This is a genomic window from Sphingomonas trueperi, from assembly GCF_040545665.1.
Taxonomy (GTDB): Bacteria; Pseudomonadota; Alphaproteobacteria; order Sphingomonadales; family Sphingomonadaceae; genus Sphingomonas; species Sphingomonas trueperi_B.
On sequence record NZ_JBEPMH010000003.1, the window covers coordinates 414,434 to 434,093 of the forward strand.

Genomic DNA, 19,660 nt, shown 5'->3' on the forward strand with positions numbered 1-19,660 from the left:
GCGCCTCGACGAGCTGCCGACATCCGGCCCTGCACTAATTCCCACAACCACAACCCTTCGACACCACCGCTTCCGCGCGGCACATCCGACGCGCGAAGTCCTTCTGAGCGAAGCAAACTACGTTGGGAAAACAGTTTCGACGGGCTGCGCGCTTTCCAGCACATTCATCCATACCGCGTCACTTTCGTTCATTCGCTGAAGGAACTTTCGGCGCCATTCCGCCCGCTGGCCGGTAATCGGAACCGCTTGGCAGGTCCGTCAGCTGGCCTGACGGCACGGACGACCATCCGCCTCCCACACTGCGATTCAGCGCGACGAGTGCAGTGAGGCGACGAAGCCGCAGATCGACCTGATCCAGGCGGGCGCTCAGCAATGCACGCTCACTGTCCAGCTGCTCCAGATACGAAGCATAGCCCGCCTGATATCGCCTTTGCGCCGCGTGATATGCGCCTTCGAGCGCCACGACCTGCCGATCCGCCGCCTCGGCCTCCTGCGACACAAAGCGGACCGACGCCATTGCATCTTCTACCTCTCGGAATGCCTGCAGAACGGCGGATTTATAGCCAAATGCCGCCTCGTCTCGCCTTGCAGCAGCCGCGTTTCGGTTGGCCCTGAGAGCGCCGCCCTGAAAGATTGGCGCTAGCACGGAGCCGCCGAGCGCGAAGAGCGAGACCGGGCTCGAGAGCAAGGTCGACGCCACAGCTCCAGCGCTACCCGAAAGCTGAAGACGCGGCATGAACGCGGCGCGAGACGCCGCCAAGCTATGGTCCGCGGCAGAGAGCCTTAGCGCTGCCGCGGCTATGTCAGGCCGTTGCTCAAGCACCTGCGACGGGACGGAGGCGGGAACGGCCAAGCCGTCCGGCGCAGGGAAAGGCCCTCGCCTGATCGAGGTGGGCGAAACCCCGATAAGTTGGCTCAGTGCGCTCTCCTGCTGGGCGCGTATCAGCTCGGTTGAGGGCGAAAGCCTTATCGCTGCTTCTAAAGCGGCGTCGGCCTGCTGATCTTCCAACTGGGAGGCGTATCCGGCCGTGAAGCGACGATGGATCAAGTCGCGCTCGAGCTGCCGTTCTTGAATGGTCCGTCGGATGATCTCCAGGCGGGCGTCCGTGGCTTGCAGGCTGAAATAGCCTTGGATCACCATCGCGATCATCGAGATGCGAACCGCGTCCCGAGCGTCGGCGGCCGCGAGCAGTTCGTCTCTCGCCGCGGTCCTCGTCTGCCGCAAACGGCCGAACAGATCCACTTCGTAGGCGGTGGTGAACTGAGCTTGAGCACTGTCTTGGTCGACGCCTACCCCGAAGGGGCTCAAGCTCCTGCTGGTTTGGGGGGCCGCGGCGGAGGCAAGCGTCGGGCGAAGCGAGGCTCTGGCGCTTTCAAGTTGCGCACGCGCCTCCTCCACGCGCGCGGCTGCGATCTTCACGTCCAAGTTACCAGCGAGCGCCTGATCGACAAGCGCGTCGAGAGCCGGGTCATTGAACACCCGCCACCAATCGGCTTGGACCGCGAGTGTCGACGTGGACCCATCTCGCCACGTGGCTGGGGCCGCAATGCTGGCGCCCGGCATTGCTGGCGGCTCCGAGCCCGCGCATGCCTGAAGGCTGAGCAAGGCCAATAGCGCGAGCCGCTTCATTTGCCGCTCGCCGTATCGATATGCGTTTCCACCGACATCCCAGGCAAGAGGCGGGCCGCTAAGGGCTGGCCGGCGTCGACGGCAATGAGCACCCCAATCCGCTGCGGCACTTTCACGAAGTTGCCGGTCGCATTGTCTGGCTTGAGCACCGCAAATTCCCAGCCAGTCGCTGGCGCCAATCGCGAGATATGACCGGTCAAACTACGACCGCCCAACGCATCCACGGTAAACCGGACCGACTGTCCGGGACGCATCCGATTTGTCTGTGCTTCCTTGTAGAGGGCTATCACCCACCGGTCCGCAGGAACCAGCTCCATCAGAGCCGTACCGTTGGTTACATACTGACCAAGCCGAACATGGATCTCGCCCAGCTGCCCCTTCTCAGGAGCTCGTATCACGGTGTGCAGCAGGTCGATCTCCGCCAGCCGCAATTGCGCTCGGGCCGCCTCGACCTGTGCTGCCAGGCCGTTCTTGCCAACCTCTACCGTGCGAAGATCCTCTTGCGCGACCTTGGTATTCGCCGCCGCCCGGCGCACGGCCGCTTCTGCCTGCGCCAGCGCCGCTGCTGCGTCATCCCGCTCTCGAACGGAGATGGAGCCATCTGCCACGAGGTCACTGGCGCGAGCCATATCGGCCTTTGCGCGGACCAGCTGCGCCACTGCATCCGCTTCCGCTGCGTCTTGCCCGGTAATCGAAGCTAATCGGGCAGATTGTGCTTGCCGGCTGTTGGCCAGCGCCGCGAGCTGGACGTCTAGGTTTGCCTGCGCCTGCGCGACCCGCGCCCGGTAAATTCCGTCGTCGATCAAGGCGAGGATCTGGCCCGCCGCAACCGCCTGGTAGTCGCGCAGGAGCACCTTCGCGACATAGCCGCTGACCTGGGGGGCTACGACCGTCGTGCGGCCGCGGACCATCGCATTGTCCGTCTTCTGCTCCGCACCGGCGAACGGGCCTAGCCCCCACAGCTGCAGGGTCGCGCCAATGGCAATGAGGAGGGCGATAGCGCACAGGATCGTAACGACTGGTCTGGGCTTGGGTGGATGCCACACCTCGGTGGGCTGCGCGGGAGGCGATACGGCCTGACTCACGAAGGTGCTCCAATAGCTGGTCGGGCACGCAACCGGCGGCCCTCTTGTATGAGGATGACGACGGCTAGAAAGGCCGCGAGCGAAACGGAGACCAGCGCCACCACCCAGAAGGTGTCGTTGAAGGCCAGCACATTGGCTTGCGCCTGGAGCGCGGCCCCCAATCGGGCACCGGCCTGCGCGGTCGCCGACGCCGCATCTGGCAAGCTAGGCGTAAGCTGTCGCGCTGTCGTCGCCAGGCGCTCGGCCACAAGCGGGTCGCCGAGCGACATGCTATCGGCCAAGATCTGAGCGTGGGTTCGCTGTCGGATCGTCTGGATGCTGCCCAGCAGCGAGGCCCCCGCCAAACCGCCAAGGTTCTGCGTCGTGCTGAACAGAACTACGAAGCTCACCAGATGCGTTGGCCCGCGCTCACGAACCTTCGCGATGCCGAACAGCAACGCCGGTCCGAGAAACAACGACGCGCCTATGCCCAGCAGCGATTGGCTGATGACGAGCTGCGGTGCTCGCGTCTCGCTGGTAGCGTGCGTATCCAGCCATGCTCCAAGCGCAATGATGAGGGCGGATACCATCATCATCGGCAGAAGACGTTCAGGCTTCGCTAGCCAGGCGGCGATAGCGATCCCAAGGATCATCGCCACCAGCACGGCCGTGAAGAGCTCATGCAGTTGGTCGTTCGTCAGCCCACCTAGCGACAGGAGGCCGACCGCGGCGTAGGTTTGCTCGGTGAGCGCGATCCGGACCGTGAAAGAGATTGCCGCGATCAGGAGGATGTCAGCGGTTCCAAACCAGCGGATCTGCAGGAGAGGCTGAGCCCTGCGGTCTTCATGGAAGAAGACCGCCCCGAGCAGCAGGAGGGAAGCGGCCAGCATCCAACCCAGCCAAGGCGCCTCCGTCCACCAATAGAAGCGACCCAGAGCAAGCGCCGTGCAGCCTAACAGCATGCCCGCCAGCGCCAGCGCGATCGTGACAGCATCCCAGACCTGAAACGCCTTGGTTCGATCGGTCGGCGGCAGGGGCACGAGATTGATCAGCGCCCAAGAAGCTAGCGCGAGTGCCAGCTCGATGACGTGCACGCCTGCCCAGTGATGGAATGCGACGGTATCGAGCGGAACGAGGCGAGCGATCGGCACAGCCAGCTGTGGGAGGCTGAAGCCGACGACGAGCGCTATAGGGCGCATTCGAAGCGGAAAGACCTGGAACAGGCTATACAGCGCCATGGTGGTGAGACCCCCGGAGGCAACGCCGCTGATGGCCCGGGCTAGAACCGCCGTGCCGAAGGTTGGATGAGCGAGTGCGATGAGCTCGCCGGCAATCAACGTTCCCAATATGACGTGCATGCAGATCGGAATGCCGAGTTGAATGCGCGCCTTCACCAAAAGCAGGTTGGCCGTTGCATTGAACGCGACGAAGACGGCGAGCAGAATATTCGCCTCGGTCACGTAGAGACCCATATCACCGGCGATCGAAAAGATGTTGGTGGTGATCAGCGCGTTACCAAGGCCACTGGCGAGGGCCAGCACGATGGCTGAAACACCATAGACCCAGCGATGCAGCGGCGAGAGCCGGGGCGAATAGGGCGCACCCGGGAAGATCGGCCTCTCCTCTGGCAAAAAGGTGTAGTTGGGCTCCGCCATTCCTGATCTCTTCGACTGCGTAGATCCGCAGCGTGAACATTCGCTCCGTCCCAGCAATGTCCCCGGGCCTTGGCCGAGCGCCAACCTATCCGAAGGTTTCGGCTGCATCCCCGATTGTGAGGTTGGGGATGCAGCACATCAAAACCGGTCTCGATGTCTAAGCCGAAACGATCCTAGGCGGATCAGGCTGGAGTGGTGACCTCGGCCAGACCGTTCGTCAGCACGATCTTGCCGAAAGCGCCGCCGCCTTCCATCCGCCGATGCGCGTCAGAGGCGCGATCGAGCGGGAAGGTCGAGGCCAGGATGGGCCGGAGCTTGCCATTCTCGAAGAGCGGCAGCAGATTCTCTACGAACCGGCGGACCATGGCTCGCTTCTCATCAGCATCCCTCGACTTCATCACGGTGCCGACGAGCCGAAGGTGATTGTGAAGGAGGAGGTTCAGCGGAATGACCGGCGCATCGTCGCCGCTCAGAATGCCCACCTGCACAAGCGTGCCGCCCGGCGACAGGCTGCGAAGGTTGCGCCCCAGGTAATCACCACCGACGAAATCGACGATGGTGTGAACGCCCTGCCCGCCCGTGTGCGCCGCGATCTCCTTCTCGAAATCCTGCGTCACATAATCGATGACCACATCGGCACCGATCGACTCCACGTCGGCCTTCCGATCCGCAGACGTCGTCGCAAACACCTTGGCCCCGAGAGCCTTGGCAACCTGGACCGCTGCCGAGCCGATCCCGCCGGCGGCGGCATGGATGAGCACGGTCTGGCCGCTCTTAACGAACCCAAGGTTCGATACGGCCTCGAAAGCGGTCACGAACGACTCCATGATCGCTGCCGCCTCAGGAAGCGTGACATTGGCGGGGATGTGCACGGCCATGTCGCGGTCCACGCGCGCGAACTCGGCATAGGCGCCGCCGCCCACGATCGCCATGACGCGGTCGCCGACAGCGACGTCGGAGACCGCCGATCCGACCTCGACCACCTTGCCGGCGATCTCAAGGCCCATCAGGGCACTCTCACCGAAGTTCTGATCGCCGTAGAAGCCGGTCCGCTGGAGGATATCGGCTCGGTTCACGCCGGCTGCACCGACCTCGACGAGCAGATCGTTCGGTCGCAGTTCGGGAACGGGCAGGTCGGTGACTTCCAGCACCTCGGGCGCACCGAACTGGTTGAATACGATAGCTTTCATGGCACCGGTCCTTTTCAAAAGAGTGCTCGTCGGCGGGTTCGGCCGAGAAGAGGGAAAGACGTCGATCAGGGGATGAGAAGGATCTTGCCGAGCAGATTGCCCGCTTCCATGCGGCGCTGCGCTTGTGCCGCCTGCGAGAGCGGATAGGCCGCCTCGATGACGGCACATTCCCTCGCCACCTATAATATTGCAGTCGCTAGTCGATTAATTTCTGAACATATCGCTACTTTCGCATCTATTAGCGGAAGTGATATCTGCATTCTGGAGACGCGATATAAGACATACCTAAGTTTCTTCCGGAGGCTTTTACCACCCACGTTTTGCCTGAACGTCGCGAAACCGCGCCTCGTTCTGCGGCTTTATCAGCACAAGTGAAATCTGTGGCACGTGATACCGCACGCGATCTTCGATCGTCATCACCGCACGCTCGATTTCATCTGTTCGCAAATCTGCGGCAAATGCGACACTGATCGACACCACCAGGCGCTCGGGGCCGATCCGCACGGAAATCATCCCGTTTGCGGTGCGCACCTCCGGAACCTCGGCGGTAGCTGCCAACACGCCCTGCTCGATCTCAGGCGACGCCGAAGCACCGATGATGAGGCTGCGACTCTCATTCGCCAGGAGCAGCGCCGTTGCCGCCATCATCATGGCGATCGCGAGCGACGCCACGCCGTCTGCGGCCGGGAAGTTGAAGCGAACGCTGACAAACATGCCGAAGGCAGCGATGACAATACCAGCCAGCGAGGCGAAGCTCGTGAAGAGGACCGTCATCGTCGCGCCATCGCGTGAGCGCTTGAGATAACGAAGTAGATTGTGGTCGCTTGAGGAGCGGATGATCTTTCGACATGTGATGAAGGCGAAGCCGCCGTCGATGACAAACGACAGGAGCAGCACCATGAAGCTCGTCGTCGTCGGCCCTAGGAGCTTGGGTGTCACATATTGATGCCAGCCCTCGCGAAACGCGAAACCGGCACCCACCGCAAGGATCAGCATCGCGGCGATCAAGTTCCAGAAGAAGGCTGAGCGGCCATAGCCGAGTTGGAAATCTCGGTCTGCGGGGCGCTTGGCTGAGGCAAGCCCGTAGAGCAGGATCACCTCCGTCAGCGCATCGAGGACGCTGTGGACGCCCTCGGCGAAGAGCGCCGTTCCTCCACTCTCGCGCGCGGCTGCGAATTTCAGAAGTGCGATGATTGTGTCTGCGCATAGCCCGAGAAGCACGATGGACATGCTTGGAGACACACGGCGAAACCGCGCGAGGGTGGGAAGCTCTTGCGTAATGAACGGCACGACAAGCCTCTCGAAAGTTCGCTCGGGCTATAGCCGCCTGGCCTATGCTGACGTCAGCATACTTAGTGATTAGTCGCAGGACCGCGCCTCGCGCCGCGGATCCATACCTTGATATGCCTTCCCCCCACGCCCCGATCTGTCGACATCGACGCCACACATGAAGGAGCGTTCGGTGATGGTGAAGAAGGTAGCGGATGTCGTAACGGAGATCCTGGCGGCAGCAGGCGTAAAGCGCGTCTACGGCGTTGTCGGCGACAGTCTGAACGGCATCACGGACTCGATGCGCGAACGTGGCGACATCGACTGGGTGCACGTCCGCCACGAGGAGGTCGCTGCATTCGCCGCAGGCGCTGAGGCGGCGCTCACCGGCGAACTTGCTGTGTGCGCCGGCTCCTGTGGCCCCGGCAACCTCCACCTGATCAACGGGCTGTTCGATTGCCACCGGACACGCGTGCCGGTTCTCGCCATCGCCGCCCAGATCCCCTCTCCCGAGGTTGGTCGCGGCTACTTCCAGGAGACCAAGCCGGAGGCCCTGTTCCGCGATTGCAGCCACTTCTGCGAGACGATTTCCCACCCTTCCCAGCTGCCCGGCGTTCTGGAAGCCGCCATCCGCTCGGCCATCGGCAATCGCGGCGTAGCCGTGATCGTGATCCCGGGCGACGTGGCCCTGCAGCCCTATGACGCGCCCATATCAGCACCGCGCGCACTCGCGATCCGACAGCCGGCGATCGTGCCCGACGACGGGGAACTCGACGCACTTGCGGATCTGCTCAACTCAAGCGCCAAGATCACCCTGCTCTGCGGCCGCGGCTGTGCAGGTGCCCATGATGAGGTCGTGCGGCTTGCGGAGCGCCTGAAGGCGCCGATCGTGCATGCCCTTGGCGGCAAGGAGCACATCGAATGGGACAACCCGTTCGACGTAGGCATGACCGGCCTGATCGGCTTTGCGTCCGGCTACCACGCCATGGAGACCTGCGACACGCTCCTGATGCTGGGCACTGACTTCCCATATCGTCAGTTCTATCCCAAGGGCCAAATCGCCCAGATCGATGTGCGCCCCGAGAATCTCGGGCGCCGTGTGTCGCTCGACTGCGCCATTGTCGGTGACGTGCAGCACTCCGTGAGTGCACTGCTGCCAAAGCTGCTGGATGATCGCGACGACAGCCACCTGCGGAGCAGCGTCGAGCGCTACCGCAAGGCCCGTAAGGGTCTCGACAGCCTGGCAAGCGGAGCTTCCGGCCGCCGACCCATCCACCCTCAGCAACTAGCCGAACGGCTGAGCGCGGCTGCAAGCGAAGATGCCGTTTTCACCTTCGATGTCGGCACCTGCACCGTCTGGGCAGCGCGCTACCTCAAGATGAACGGCAAGCGCCGGATGATCGGTTCGCTCGCCCACGGCTCGATGGCGAACGCACTGCCCCAGGCGATCGGTGCTCAGGCTTCCCATCCCGACCGGCAGGTGATCAGCATGTCCGGTGACGGCGGCTTGTCCATGCTGATGGGCGACATGCTGACCCTCGTTCAGGAGCAGCTGCCGGTGAAGGTTGCCGTCTTCAACAACGGCACGCTGGGCTTCGTGGCGCTGGAGATGAAAGCATCGGGCTTCCTCGAGACCGGCACGGACCTTCAGAACCCGGACTTCGCCGCCGTCGCTCGAGCGATGGGCATCCACGCAATACGCGTCGAAGATCCCTTGGAGCTCGATGCGGCAATCGCCGACGTGCTGGCCCACCCCGGGCCGGCGCTCCTCGACGTGGTGACCAACACCCAGGAACTGGTGATGCCGCCCTCGATCAAAGCCGAGCAGGTCAAGGGCTTCAGCCTTTGGGCCCTGAAGGCGGTGCTGAACGGCGATGTCAGCGAGGTGATCGACCTCGCCGGCACAAACCTCATCCGCTGATCGCATTAAAAAAATCGAGAAAACCCGATGAAACTCTCAGTGCTTGAGCAATCCACCCTGTCCGAAGGCGCAAGCGCTGAGGATGCGATCAACTCCACCCTCACCCTGGCCAAGGCGCTCGATGCGATGGGCTACGCGCGCCTTTGGCTGTCGGAGCACCACAACATGCCCGTGCTTCAAGGGTCGGCACCCGAAGTGCTGTTGTCGGCAATCGGCGCCCACACCCAACGGCTCCGCATCGGCTCAGGCGGTGTGATGCTGCCCAACCACAGCGCCTATCACGTGGCGGAGATCTTCCGCATGCTGGAGGCACTCTATCCCGGTCGGGTGGACTGCGGCATTGGGCGTGCGAGCGGCGGCGATGCCTATTCGCGCTCCCTTCTGGCCCCTGTCTCCGGCCGCGGCGTCGGTTTCGAAGAACAGGTCGAGCAGCTCGACCGCTTCTTCCATGACGAGTGCAAGCGAGCGCTCGCCATGCCGGCGGTAAGAACCGCGCCTCCCCTCTGGTTGCTGTCTGCCGGCAGCGGACCGCAAAGTGGCCGACTGGCGGCCGAGAAGGGCATGGGTCTTGCTATCGCACTGTTCATCAACCCTGAGGCAGACGAGGCGGCCGTCACGGAATACCGCCGCAACTTCGTGCCGTCCGCCGAGATGCCCGAACCTCGGGTCATCCTTGCGGTGAACTTCGTGTGCGCGTCCACGCCGGAAAAGCTGGCGGAGGTGCGCAAGACCTCCGACTATTTCCGCCTGATGCGGGACTCTGGTCGCTACCCGCGGATGCTGCCGAGCCATGATACCCTGAGCGCGATCGACTTTGAGCCGCGCCAACGTGCGTATCTTGACCAGATCTCCAATCGAGAGGTCGTCGGCCTCCCGCACGAGGTTCGCCACCAGATCCTCGCTCGGGCAGAGCGCTATCAGGCGGACGAGGTGATGCTCGCGTCCATGAGCCACGCACTCGCCGACAAGATCGAAGCCTTCCAACTCGTCGCGGAGGCTTTCGAGCTGCCTTCGCTGGCGCTGGTCTGAGGAGGCGGCGATAGCACAGTTCCCCTTCCGACTCTCGATCCTCGACATCGGGCCGATCCGAAGCAACCAGACCGCCGCCGATTGTATGGCCTCCATTGTCGACCTCGCACGGCAGGCCGAAGCGCTCGGCTACCATCGATATTGGCTCGGCGAGCACCACAACGTGGCTGCCGTTGCTGCCGGCCAGACGGCCATCCTGTCCTCGGTGATCGCCTCGCACACGTCGTCGATCCGGGTGGGCGGCTGCTTCCTTCTGGCGCATTACTCGCCCTTCCTGATCGCGGAACAGGCAGCGATGGTTGAAGCCTGTTTCCCCGGACGGTTCGATCTCGGGATCGGACGATCGACCGGCGCCGACCGGATCGCAAGCATGATGCTGAAGGGCGGCGGACCGATGAGCAGCGGAGCGGAGCACCCGCAGGCGCTTGCAAATCTACAAGCCCTGCTCAACCCGGCGGGTGCTGTCCTCCAACTGTCCGATGAGGAATATCGGCTCTGCGCCACATCCAATGCCGAGGCCGCTCCTCCGATGTGGATCCTGGGCACATCCGCCTATTCAGCTCGCCTGGCGGGAGAGCTGGGCCTGCCTTACGCCTTCGGCTACCACATCACCGGCGAAGGCGTAGAGGAGGCGTTTCACACCTACCGCCGTAGCTTCAAGCCGAGCGCCCAGTGCGACGTCCCTACCACGCTCTTGTCTGCAATCGTCGTGATTGGGGACACGGTAGAGGAAGCCGAGAGGCTCGCACGCTCGCAGCTCTATTTCATGTGCGCTTTCCGCTCTGGCGATCAGGTCGATCGGCAGATGCTGGTGGAAGAGGCTAGCGAGGTCGCGTTCCCGGCGCGTTACGAGGACCTGCTCGCGATGTTCCGACGGACGTGGATCATCGATACGCCTGCGGGCGCGGCGGGGCAAATCGCTGCTCTGGCGGAACGGCTGGGCGTCGACGAGATGATGATCAACCCGGTGGCCGCCGCCTATCGGGGTGACGCGCCGAACACCTCGCCCAATCGACTGCGCACGCTGGCCGGGCTGGCAGAAGCGCTGATCGGCGAGTGAATCGCATTGGATGAGCGACGGCGGGAAAGTGAACTCAGCCGCTCCCCCGGTCACGACCTCCGACCGACGGCGCGCGATTTGAGTTCCCACTCCTGTTGGTGGGCCTGAATTGGGGACATTTCTGCCGTTCCAAGGCGGTATGTCGAATGGTGGCTTTCGTCAGGAGCCGGCACTCCAAGATCCGCTTGATGGGCATCACAGTATAGCCGGGGGACCTTTTAGGCCGAAGCGGGTATTGTGCGCACGGGTGGCGAATTCAACGGGACGGCGAAGCCAAGCAGTGAGCGACGGCACCGCCGGCGGGGCGGCCCCGGTACTGCCTATCGGTACACCGTGGGCGCGGCGATCAGTTTATCAATGGCCATTGCAATATCGACCTGCCGGAACGGCTTGGCGAGTTGCGGGAGCGGCAGATCCAGGTCGCCTCCAGCGTAACCGGTGACGATGAGGATTGGCATATGTGGGTGCCGCTCACGGATACGCTCCGCCACTTCCGTGCCGTTCATCCTCGGCATCATATAGTCCGATACCACGGCATCGATCTGGATACCGGTGCGCAGTTTCGCCAGCGCCTGCGCACCGCCAGCGGCCTCGTGCACCTCATGACCCAATTCGCGCAGCATCTCAGCGGTGCCCCGGCGAACTAGTTCCTCGTCGTCGATCAGGAGCAGCCGGAGCGGGCGCACCGGCTTGCGAGCGGCGGGAATCCGCGCCGCTGATTGGGCCGTCCCCGCAGTGGCGACGGGCAGATACAGGTCCGCGCGGGTGCCTTGGCCGACACTGCTCTGAAGCTCGAATGCGCCGCCGAGCTGCGCCGCCAGCCCGTGCACCATCGACAGGCCGAGACCGGTCCCTTTCCCGACATCCTTGGTCGAAAAGAAGGGCTCCACCGCCTTGGCGAGCGTCACCTCGTCCATACCCGAGCCGGTATCGATCACTGTCATGCGAATATAGGCACCGGGATTGAGCTTGCCCGTTCTGTCCGGGCCAAGCACAACGCGGTCCGCGGCGATGGTAAGAACGCCGCCACCCTCCATTGCATCGCGGGCATTGACACAAAGATTGAGGATGGCCAGCTCGAGCTGGTTCGGATCCGCGATCCCCGCAGGCAGATCGTGGACGGGAAGCATGCGCAGTTCGATGGCGGGCCCGATCGAACTGGCAATCAGGTCGCGCATTCCCTCGAACAGCTGCCCGATGTCGACCGCGCGGGTCTCCAGCGCCTGCCGGCGCGCAAAACCCAGCAGACGGCTGACCAAGATCTTGGCGCGCTCCGCCGATTGCAGCGCGCCATCGAGCAACCGCGCTGAACGCGGGTCGTCGGCGCCGTAACGCCGGTTCAGCAGATCGAGCGCGCCGGTGATCGGCGTCAGCAGATTGTTGATGTCGTGGGCGACGCCCCCGGTCAGCTGGCCGATGGTCTCCAGCTTCTGCGCCTCATGCAACTGCGCGATCACCGTCTCGCGCTCGGCTACGGTCGCGGTGACGCGGGCTTCCAGCCCTTCGTTCAACTCACGCAGTTCCCGCTCGGCGCGCTTCCGCTCCGTCACGTCTTGGAAGAGGACCGCAACCTCCCTTCGGTGCGCCGGCTCGATGCGGAACGCGGAGAGTTCGAGGTGACGGTGCGTGGCAACCAGCTCGCGCTCGAACCGGATCGGCTCACCCGAGACGAGCACCTGCCGATAGAGCGCGATCCAGCCCTCGGCCTCGTCGGGCACCATCTCGCGCACCTTCTGACCGACGACGTTTGCGATGCCGGTATGCCGTTCATAGGCAGGGTTTGCCTGGACATGGACATAGTCCGACAGTTCGCCCTCGGGACCATCGAGAAACTCGATGACGGCGAAGCCCTCGTCCATCGTATCGAACAACGTGCGATACCGCGCTTCGCCCTCACGCAGTTCGGCGAGGCGCGCGCGCGCCTCATATTGCCGCTTACGGGCGCGCAGCGCCGAGCGCGCGAGGCTGATCAGCGTCGTCGGATGAAAGGGGCGCTCCAGGAAGGTGACGTTGCCGAGCACATCGAGGTACCGCACCGCTGCCGGATTGCGCTCGATCCCCCCGCCGCGGGTGGTGAGCAGCACGAAAGGCATGTCCGACCATTCCTGCTGGCGCGAGAGCCAGTCGGCGAGCGGATTGAGGTCGGCACTGGTGATCGCCTCCTCGGTCACCAGCACGAAGGCGGCTCCAGCGTCCAACTCCACGATCAGATCGAGGAGCGAAGCGCAGGGAGTTGCTGCTATCCCGCCTTCGCCCAGCATGGCACATGCGATCGTCGCGTCGCGTCCGCGTGGGGCTAGCACCAGCGCCCGCTCCGAGAGCGTGCTGTGCTTCACGCGTCGTGATCGTCGAGCAGGGCTGCCTCGCCGACCATGACGGGAACGCCGCGGAGCACGCCCTGGAAATTGGCCAAGGGCGGCCCCAGCGTGAGCCCGTTCTCGCCGATGCGGTATTCGCGGATCGTGTCCTCGTGCGGCCCAGTACGCTTCTTGACGACGGAAACGGCGCGCCGCACCCGGCCCAGCGCCTCGAAATAGCGCAGCAAGATGACGGTGTCGGCCAGATAGGTGACATCCACCGGCGATTTCATGTCGCCGACAAGGCCGTGCTGCGCAACAGTGAGGAAGGTAGTAGCGCCGCGGCGGTTCAGATACTGGAGCAGCTCATGCACGTGCAGGACGAGCGCATTCTCGCCCGGCATGGCCGCCTGATAGCCGTTGAGACTGTCCAGCACGACGGTGCGCGCGCCTTGGGTCTCGACGCAGACGCGAACGCGCTCGGAGAACTCGCCCGGCGTAAGTTCTGCCGCATCCACCTGCTCCAGCACCAGCATCTGCGCGTCGATCATCGCCTGTAGGTCGATGCCCAGGCCCTTGGCGCGCTCGATCAGCAGCCCGCGCTCCTCATCGAACACGAACATCGCCGCACGCTCGCCGCGTGCGATGGCGTCGCGCACGAAAGTGAGTGTCATAATCGATTTGCCGGTTCCCGCGGGACCCAGCACCAGCACGCTGGAGCCGCGCTCAACGCCGCCACCCAGAAGCGCGTCGAACTCGGCCATCCCGGTGCCCAGCACCGCGCGATCTACCGGTCGCTTGTGCTCGGCGGATACCAGCCGGGGGAACACGCGTACGCCACCGGTCTCGATCGCGAAATCGTGAAAGCCGCCGCGGAACCGCCGGCCACGATATTTGATCACCCGCAGCCGCCGGCGCTCCGGTCCATATTCGGGAGCAAGTTCCTCCAGGCGAACGACACCGTGCGCGATCGAGTGCACGGTTTTGTCGTTCGCATCCGTGGTCAGATCGTCGAGCATCAGCACAGTGGCGTTCTGCCGTGCGAAATAATGCTTCAGCGCGAGGATCTGCCGGCGATAGCGGAGCGAGCTTTGCGCAAGCAGCCGGATCTCGGACAGGCTGTCCAGTACCACCCGATCGGGGCGCACGCGTTCGAACGCATCGAAGATGCGGCGGGTGGTCTCCCCCAGCTCCAGATCGGAGGAGTAGAGCAGGCTCTGCTGCTGCTCCTCGTCGAGCAGGTTTTCGGGGGGCACCAGTTCGAACAGTTCCACGCCCTGCAGATCCCAACCATGCGAGGTGGCGGTGGCGCGCAGTTCCTCCTCGGTCTCGGAGAGCGTGATGTACAGGCAGCGCTCGTCCGATGCCGCGCCGGCGCACAGGAACTGCAGCGCGATCGTCGTCTTGCCTGTGCCGGGACTGCCTTCGAGTAGGAAAACGCGCGCCCGTTCGAGGCCGCCGCTCAGCACGTCGTCGAGGCCACCAATTCCCATGGTCGCTTGAGGGTTGGCTACGGGCATATGGTCTCCTGCCGAGCGTCCGGTAGCGGGTGCCCTGCATCGCGCCCACGTCCGACCTTACAGTCGCGAAATTGCGTTTTGTTCCCGGTTGTTAGCAAGTCGAGCCCGATGGCGATAGACCCCGATAGTTTGATCGGATTGAAGCGAGGTCATGTTTTCACAGCGACCGCGTGCAGAAATGGGGACACCGAAGCTAAGTTATCGGCCGCCTGAAAACGGGGAGCAGGTCACCTGGCGGGGCGTGAGCCAATCGGCAGCTTTTGGGCAGCTTCGGTCATTCGGCGCGATGAACGGGGTCGCACCGGCTAGCGTCATGATGTGCGATCGAGCGCATGTTCTGCCGCCTCAAGGACTGCCGGCGCCTCGCTACGCGCTATGACCGCACCGCTGCCGTCTTCCTTGGCGGCATCCATCTCGCCGCCAGCGTCATGTGGCTATTGTGAGTCCTAGCCCTAGTGCGCCGCTATCAGCGCGGCGGCTGGACAGCGTAGACTGGCGCAAATCAATGCCTGTGTGCGCCTGAGGCGCCGGGCGCCGATTGGCAGCAGCGGGGCTGGAAGTGCAAGGAAGATCGAGGTTTTGGGGCATGGGCGAGGAGCCACAGCCCCTCGCCCAGCCAGACACGGTTACTTCTTGACTGCCTTGGCGACAGCGGCGTGCAGCGGCGCCGCCGGAGTCGTCACACAGGTGCTGACCACGACGGGAACGAGCGAATTGACGCCGGTCACGTCCACCACGGCATCGTCGGGGCGCTTGGCCTTGTTGTAGCCGATCGCGTAGGCGACGGCCTCCGGCTTGAACTTGTCTTCGAGGCCCATGAAGCCGCGGCAGGAAACTTCCTTCTCGCCCGAGCGGGTCTTCACGAACTGGTGCGACGTGACGACGCCATTCTTCGCAGTGGCGCCCGAGGTCTGGGCGTTGGCCTGGACAGCCAGCGAGCCGACCATGAGCAGGGCAGCGGCGGCAGATGCGGCGATGATTTTCATGTCATTTCTCCGTGTGATCAGCAGTGGGTGATTCCGGGCAAGTTGCCATGAAGGTCCTGCAACTAGCCTCCCCGCAATGATCATCACGGGCACCGAGATTTCGTATTGAACTTAGGTTTTATGCAGCCGGGGCCAGCGACCCGACCGGCAAATCTAATACCAAAGTTTCAACATACTTGGGTATCTCTCATCGATATCATTTTTCCTGCCAGATTCTTGCTTGCCAGTCAGGCTTTAGGAACTCGAAGGAAGAACATGAAGACTGCTTTTGTCGCTCGCTGCACTGGCTTTCGCCGGGACAGCAGCGCCTGCCTTCGCCCAGGACAGTCCCCGCTTCACCGGCCCCCGTGTGAGTGCGGACGCGGGTTGGGGTCGCGTGGCAGGCAACGGTTTGGCCGGTGACGGCTTCGACTATGGCGCAACGCTCGGTTACGACGTGGCGGCTGGCAATCTGCGCATCGGTCCCGAAGTCGGGATTGCTGACTCCACCCAGGATGCCTGCAAGCGCTACCCCGCTGGCGGTGCGAGCGCTCGCGAATGCGGACGCTCCGATCGCGACCTCTATGCAGGCGTGCGGCTCGGCTACACCGCGGCCCCCAAGCTGCTCGTCTACGGCAAGGTCGGCTACACCAACGCACGGTTCAGCGACCGCTACGAGGATGTCTCGACGGGTTCAAAACCGGCTGCGCGCTTCGCTGACGACCACAGCGGATACCGCCTAGGTGCTGGTGCCGAATGGGCAGTCACCCGTCAGGTCTTCGTGAACGGCGAGTATCGCTTTTCGCAATACGGCGACCACCTGCACCAGAACCAGATCCTGGGCGGCGTGGGGCTCCGCTTCTGAAGTCCCGTCGAGCAGTCGACGCTGCTCTCTTCTCACCAACAAATCGCGCGGAGATGCATGAAGTTGCTCATCTGAGCCTTCAGCTCGCGCCTCAACATTTCACATGGAGGCTGTTATGAACACTCAACACCTGACCAAGACCACCACTGTCCTGCTCCTCGCCGCCAGCGCCTTCGGTCTTTCGGCATGCGCCGGCCAGCTGCATCCCGCACCGGGCGCAACGCTTGCGCCGCACGGCGGCGCCACGTCCAGCGCAGCTGGCGTGAACATCGTCACCATGACGCCGAACTTCCCCGGCATCGTCGACATCGAGAGCGCGGTGACCCCGATCAAGGTCAAGATCACCAACAATGGCACCAAGCCGGTTCGTATCCGCTACGCCGACTTCAAGCTCGATGCGACCGACGGCACCAGCTACGCAGCGCTCCCGCTTTACAAGATCGACAGCTCGGCCACCACGAACCTGCCGGTGGGCAGCTACTATCCGATCACCGATCCGGCCTTCCGGTGGAATCGCTTCCGTGTCGCACCCTATTATGCCGGCCTCTACCCGGGCATGCCTTGGTATCGCGGCGGCTTCTACGGCCAGCCCTATGGCTGGACCTACTACGACACCGCTTTCGCGAACGTTCAGCTGCCGACGCCCGAAATGCGCCGGAACGTGCTGCCCGAGGGCATTCTCGATCCCGGCGGCTCACTCGAAGGCTGGCTGTATTTCCAACACGTGCCGCCGTCGAAGAAGACGGTCGACTTCGACGCGACGATTCACGCCGAGGGCGGCGCGAACATCGGCTATCTGTCGATCCCCTACAACTTCGGGTCGTAAGTCAAGAGATCAGGAGTTAGTCCCATGGTGGCAAATCGGATGAACGTGGTGCGCCAAAGCGCGCACCACTGGTATCTCACATCGCTCCAAGGCGTCCTGTTGGTCCTCGTAGGATTCACCGCCTTGTTCTACCCATTTGCGAGCACATTCGCCCTTGGCCTCTACTTCGGCTGTGCGATGATCGCCCTCGGCGTGCTCTCGATGGTCAACAACTTCAGCACGGCGCCGAGCAGAGGGCACTCGCTCGACCTGTTCATCGGCGGCATCTCGATCGCTGCTGGCCTGCTGATCCTCGTGGATCCGTTCGCCGGCGCCTTCAGCCTCCTCTGGGCACTCGGCCTGTGGCTGGCGATCGGCGGCATTCTCAAGTTGACGACCGCCTTCCGCACCCCTGCGGAGCGCCTCCCGCTCATCATTACCGGTGTCATCGATCTCGTGGTCGCCGTGATCCTCGCGATGGATTGGGAGAGGCTGGGCATTCCGCTCATCAGCATGCTGATCGCGGTTAGCCTGATGGCCAGCGGCCTGACCACAATCCGGGCCTCGGTCCGCCTGCGGCGCCTCAACCACCGCTTCGGCAAACTCGGCCACGCCTGAGCCAAGCGCGGCGGCTTCGCCGAACGAAGTCGCCGCGTCTTTGCCGCTTTGCGCTCACGGTGTGGCGGTGAGCGTTGCCTGAGACGCCCGTAGGCCTGCGGCTCACACCTAAGGATGGTGGCACCTTCCGATACATGGTCGCATCTGATGACACATACGCCGCGGCAAGCTGACGGCTCCCGCGACTGGCGAAAGCCGCGATCTGACCACCGCCTTCGCTTCACGAGGCGACGCCCACGAGGCCGCTCACCCTTCTGCGCTACTGAAAGGCCGACGATGTTCAGAAAGCCGCCTAGACAGCCTGCGCTCCTCGCCGGCAAGTCGACAGCCTGGACGCTGCATCGTCTGGTAAGCTCGATCTCCGTCCCCCACTGGTCGGCATCGTCGCTTAAACAATACCGCGCCTATCTTGGCCCCGCGCTGCTCGTGAGCGTCGGATATATGGACCCCGGAAACTGGGGCACCGATCTTCAAGCCGGCGCCATGTATCAGTATGGGCTGCTGTGGGTAGTCGCACTCGCCAGCGCCATGGCTATCGTTCTGCAAATGCTAGCGGCTCAGCTTGGGATCGTCACCGGCAAGAACCTCGCCGAGGCTTGCCACGCCTGGTATCCCTCCTGGAGCAGGCTCCCGCTATGGATCTTGTGCGAGATCGCGATTGCAGCCTGCGACCTTGCCGAGGTGCTGGGCTCCGCAGTCGCGATCAACCTCCTTTTTGGCGTGCCGCTCTTCTGGGCTGTCATCATGACCGCGGCCGACGTGTTTCTGCTGCTCCTGCTGCAACACCACGGCATGCGCACGATCGAGCGGGTGGTTCTGGTCCTCGTTCTCACGATCGCCGGCTCATTCTTCATCGAACTCTTCGTGCTTCCCGGCACGCGCCCCGATTTCGGTCAGATCGGAACGGCGCTGGTTCACCCGACCCTAGCGACGGCCGGCATGGCCAGTGTGGCGGTCGGAATCATCGGCGCGACGGTGATGCCTCACAATCTCTATCTTCACTCCTCGCTCGTGCAGAGCCGCGAGACCCATGACGATGTCGCGTCGAAGAAGATCGCTCTACGCTGCAACGCCGTCGACACCGTCGTCTCCCTATCGCTCGCATTTCTGGTGAATGCCGGGATCCTTATTCTGGCAGCGGTAGTCTTCCACGGGAGAAGCGCGTTGATCGTCGACGGACATCGCTATGTTCTGAACGACGATACCGACTGGATCCGCGTTGCCTATCTGACCTTCGCGCCCGCTATCGGTTCTGCCGTCGCGAGCGTCATCTTTGCAGTCGCGCTGCTGGCCTCAGGGCAGTCGAGCACGATCACTGGGACGATCGCGGGCCAGGTTGTCATGGAAGGCTTCATGAACTGGCGCATCGCGCCGTGGAAGCGGCGGATCATCACACGCCTCATGGCGATCATCCCCGCGGTCCTGGTGATCGGTCTTAAAGGCGCTGGCAGCATCAACGATCTGCTGGTGCTGAGCCAGGTGGTGCTCGCCATGCAGCTGCCGTTCGCCATGTTTCCGCTCCTCCATTTCGTCAGCGCCAAGCGGTTCACCAGTGGTTGGGCGACGCCCAAGGTGCTGCTCATCCTGGGCTGGATCACCGCCATCGTGATCACCGTGTTCGACGTGGTCGGGCTTCCGGGCAGCCTTCAGGACGCCATTCATATTATGGGGTCTTGAGATGCTTGGGTCAGCGATAACACCGCGTGGAAGCCCCCTGCAGATTAAACGGACTTGCCCCAACCCGTCGAAGATTTCGCACGAACCGCAGTGTT

The 19,660-nt window shown here is 63.4% G+C and carries 15 protein-coding genes and 1 pseudogene; 8 read left to right on the plus strand and 8 right to left on the minus strand.

Going from position 1 to position 19,660, the window contains the following annotated elements:
- Positions 1–178: 178 nt before the first annotated feature.
- The 5 genes from ABIC65_RS12780 to ABIC65_RS12800 form a co-directional block, all read right to left on the minus strand.
- Positions 179–1,630 (minus strand): efflux transporter outer membrane subunit, encoded by a 1,452-nt coding sequence (locus ABIC65_RS12780; RefSeq protein ID WP_354309179.1) that lies wholly within the window; start codon positions 1,628–1,630, stop codon positions 179–181.
- On the minus strand, positions 1,627–2,715 hold the full coding sequence (locus ABIC65_RS12785) for an HlyD family secretion protein (RefSeq protein ID WP_354309180.1): 1,089 nt from the start codon (positions 2,713–2,715) through the stop codon (positions 1,627–1,629). The genes ABIC65_RS12780 and ABIC65_RS12785 overlap by 4 nt, the downstream gene beginning before the upstream one ends.
- Positions 2,712–4,349, minus strand: coding sequence for an MFS transporter (locus tag ABIC65_RS12790; RefSeq protein ID WP_354309182.1), 1,638 nt, complete (start codon positions 4,347–4,349; stop codon positions 2,712–2,714). Before ABIC65_RS12790 ends, ABIC65_RS12785 begins: the two co-directional genes overlap by 4 nt.
- A gap of 182 nt (positions 4,350–4,531) precedes the next feature.
- Positions 4,532–5,539 (minus strand): NAD(P)H-quinone oxidoreductase, encoded by a 1,008-nt coding sequence (locus ABIC65_RS12795; RefSeq protein WP_354309183.1) that lies wholly within the window; start codon positions 5,537–5,539, stop codon positions 4,532–4,534.
- 306 nt (positions 5,540–5,845) lie between these two features.
- On the minus strand, positions 5,846–6,769 hold the full coding sequence (locus ABIC65_RS12800; RefSeq protein WP_354309185.1) for a cation diffusion facilitator family transporter: 924 nt from the start codon (positions 6,767–6,769) through the stop codon (positions 5,846–5,848).
- A 217-nt stretch (positions 6,770–6,986) separates the two neighbouring features.
- On the opposite strand from ABIC65_RS12800, the gene poxB reads away from it, so the two are divergent.
- The 3 genes from poxB to ABIC65_RS12815 are packed head-to-tail and all read left to right on the plus strand — an operon-like array spanning position 6,987 to position 10,818.
- Entirely contained in the window at positions 6,987–8,729 is a 1,743-nt protein-coding gene (poxB, locus tag ABIC65_RS12805; protein ID WP_354309186.1) for a ubiquinone-dependent pyruvate dehydrogenase, read from the plus strand.
- Between the two features lie 27 nt (positions 8,730–8,756).
- On the plus strand, positions 8,757–9,758 hold the full coding sequence (locus tag ABIC65_RS12810) for an MsnO8 family LLM class oxidoreductase (RefSeq protein ID WP_354309188.1): 1,002 nt from the start codon (positions 8,757–8,759) through the stop codon (positions 9,756–9,758).
- Positions 9,759–9,795: 37 nt separating this feature from the next.
- Positions 9,796–10,818: an MsnO8 family LLM class oxidoreductase gene (locus ABIC65_RS12815; RefSeq protein ID WP_354309394.1), complete on the plus strand. Its 1,023-nt coding sequence runs from the start codon at positions 9,796–9,798 to the stop codon at positions 10,816–10,818.
- 320 nt (positions 10,819–11,138) lie between these two features.
- On the opposite strand, the gene ABIC65_RS12820 is transcribed toward ABIC65_RS12815, so the two are convergent.
- Together ABIC65_RS12820 and ABIC65_RS12825 are read right to left on the minus strand one after the other, a co-directional pair.
- A complete protein-coding gene (locus tag ABIC65_RS12820) occupies positions 11,139–13,079 on the minus strand; it encodes a response regulator (protein WP_354309190.1) in 1,941 nt (646 codons plus the stop codon).
- A gap of 71 nt (positions 13,080–13,150) precedes the next feature.
- Entirely contained in the window at positions 13,151–14,635 is a 1,485-nt protein-coding gene (locus tag ABIC65_RS12825) for an ATPase domain-containing protein (RefSeq protein WP_354309191.1), read from the minus strand.
- Between the two features lie 320 nt (positions 14,636–14,955).
- Here ABIC65_RS12825 and ABIC65_RS12830 point away from each other — a divergent pair.
- Positions 14,956–15,078, plus strand: a pseudogene (locus ABIC65_RS12830) (transposase); the annotation flags it as partial.
- Positions 15,079–15,261: 183 nt separating this feature from the next.
- Here ABIC65_RS12830 and ABIC65_RS12835 read toward each other — a convergent pair.
- Positions 15,262–15,621 (minus strand): HdeA/HdeB family chaperone, encoded by a 360-nt coding sequence (locus ABIC65_RS12835; protein WP_354309193.1) that lies wholly within the window; start codon positions 15,619–15,621, stop codon positions 15,262–15,264.
- Positions 15,622–15,889: 268 nt separating this feature from the next.
- Between ABIC65_RS12835 and ABIC65_RS12840 the strand changes: the two genes are divergently transcribed.
- From ABIC65_RS12840 to ABIC65_RS12855, 4 genes are all read left to right on the plus strand, one after another.
- Positions 15,890–16,465 carry an outer membrane protein gene (locus ABIC65_RS12840; protein WP_354309195.1) on the plus strand — a complete coding sequence of 192 codons (576 nt, stop codon included), beginning with the start codon at positions 15,890–15,892 and terminating at the stop codon, positions 16,463–16,465.
- 115 nt (positions 16,466–16,580) lie between these two features.
- Positions 16,581–17,291, plus strand: a complete 711-nt coding sequence (locus ABIC65_RS12845; RefSeq protein ID WP_354309197.1) for a hypothetical protein — start codon at positions 16,581–16,583, stop codon at positions 17,289–17,291.
- 24 nt (positions 17,292–17,315) lie between these two features.
- On the plus strand, positions 17,316–17,888 hold the full coding sequence (locus ABIC65_RS12850; protein ID WP_354309198.1) for an HdeD family acid-resistance protein: 573 nt from the start codon (positions 17,316–17,318) through the stop codon (positions 17,886–17,888).
- Positions 17,889–18,164: 276 nt separating this feature from the next.
- A complete protein-coding gene (locus ABIC65_RS12855; protein WP_354309200.1) occupies positions 18,165–19,565 on the plus strand; it encodes an Nramp family divalent metal transporter in 1,401 nt (466 codons plus the stop codon).
- Positions 19,566–19,660 lie beyond the last annotated feature (95 nt).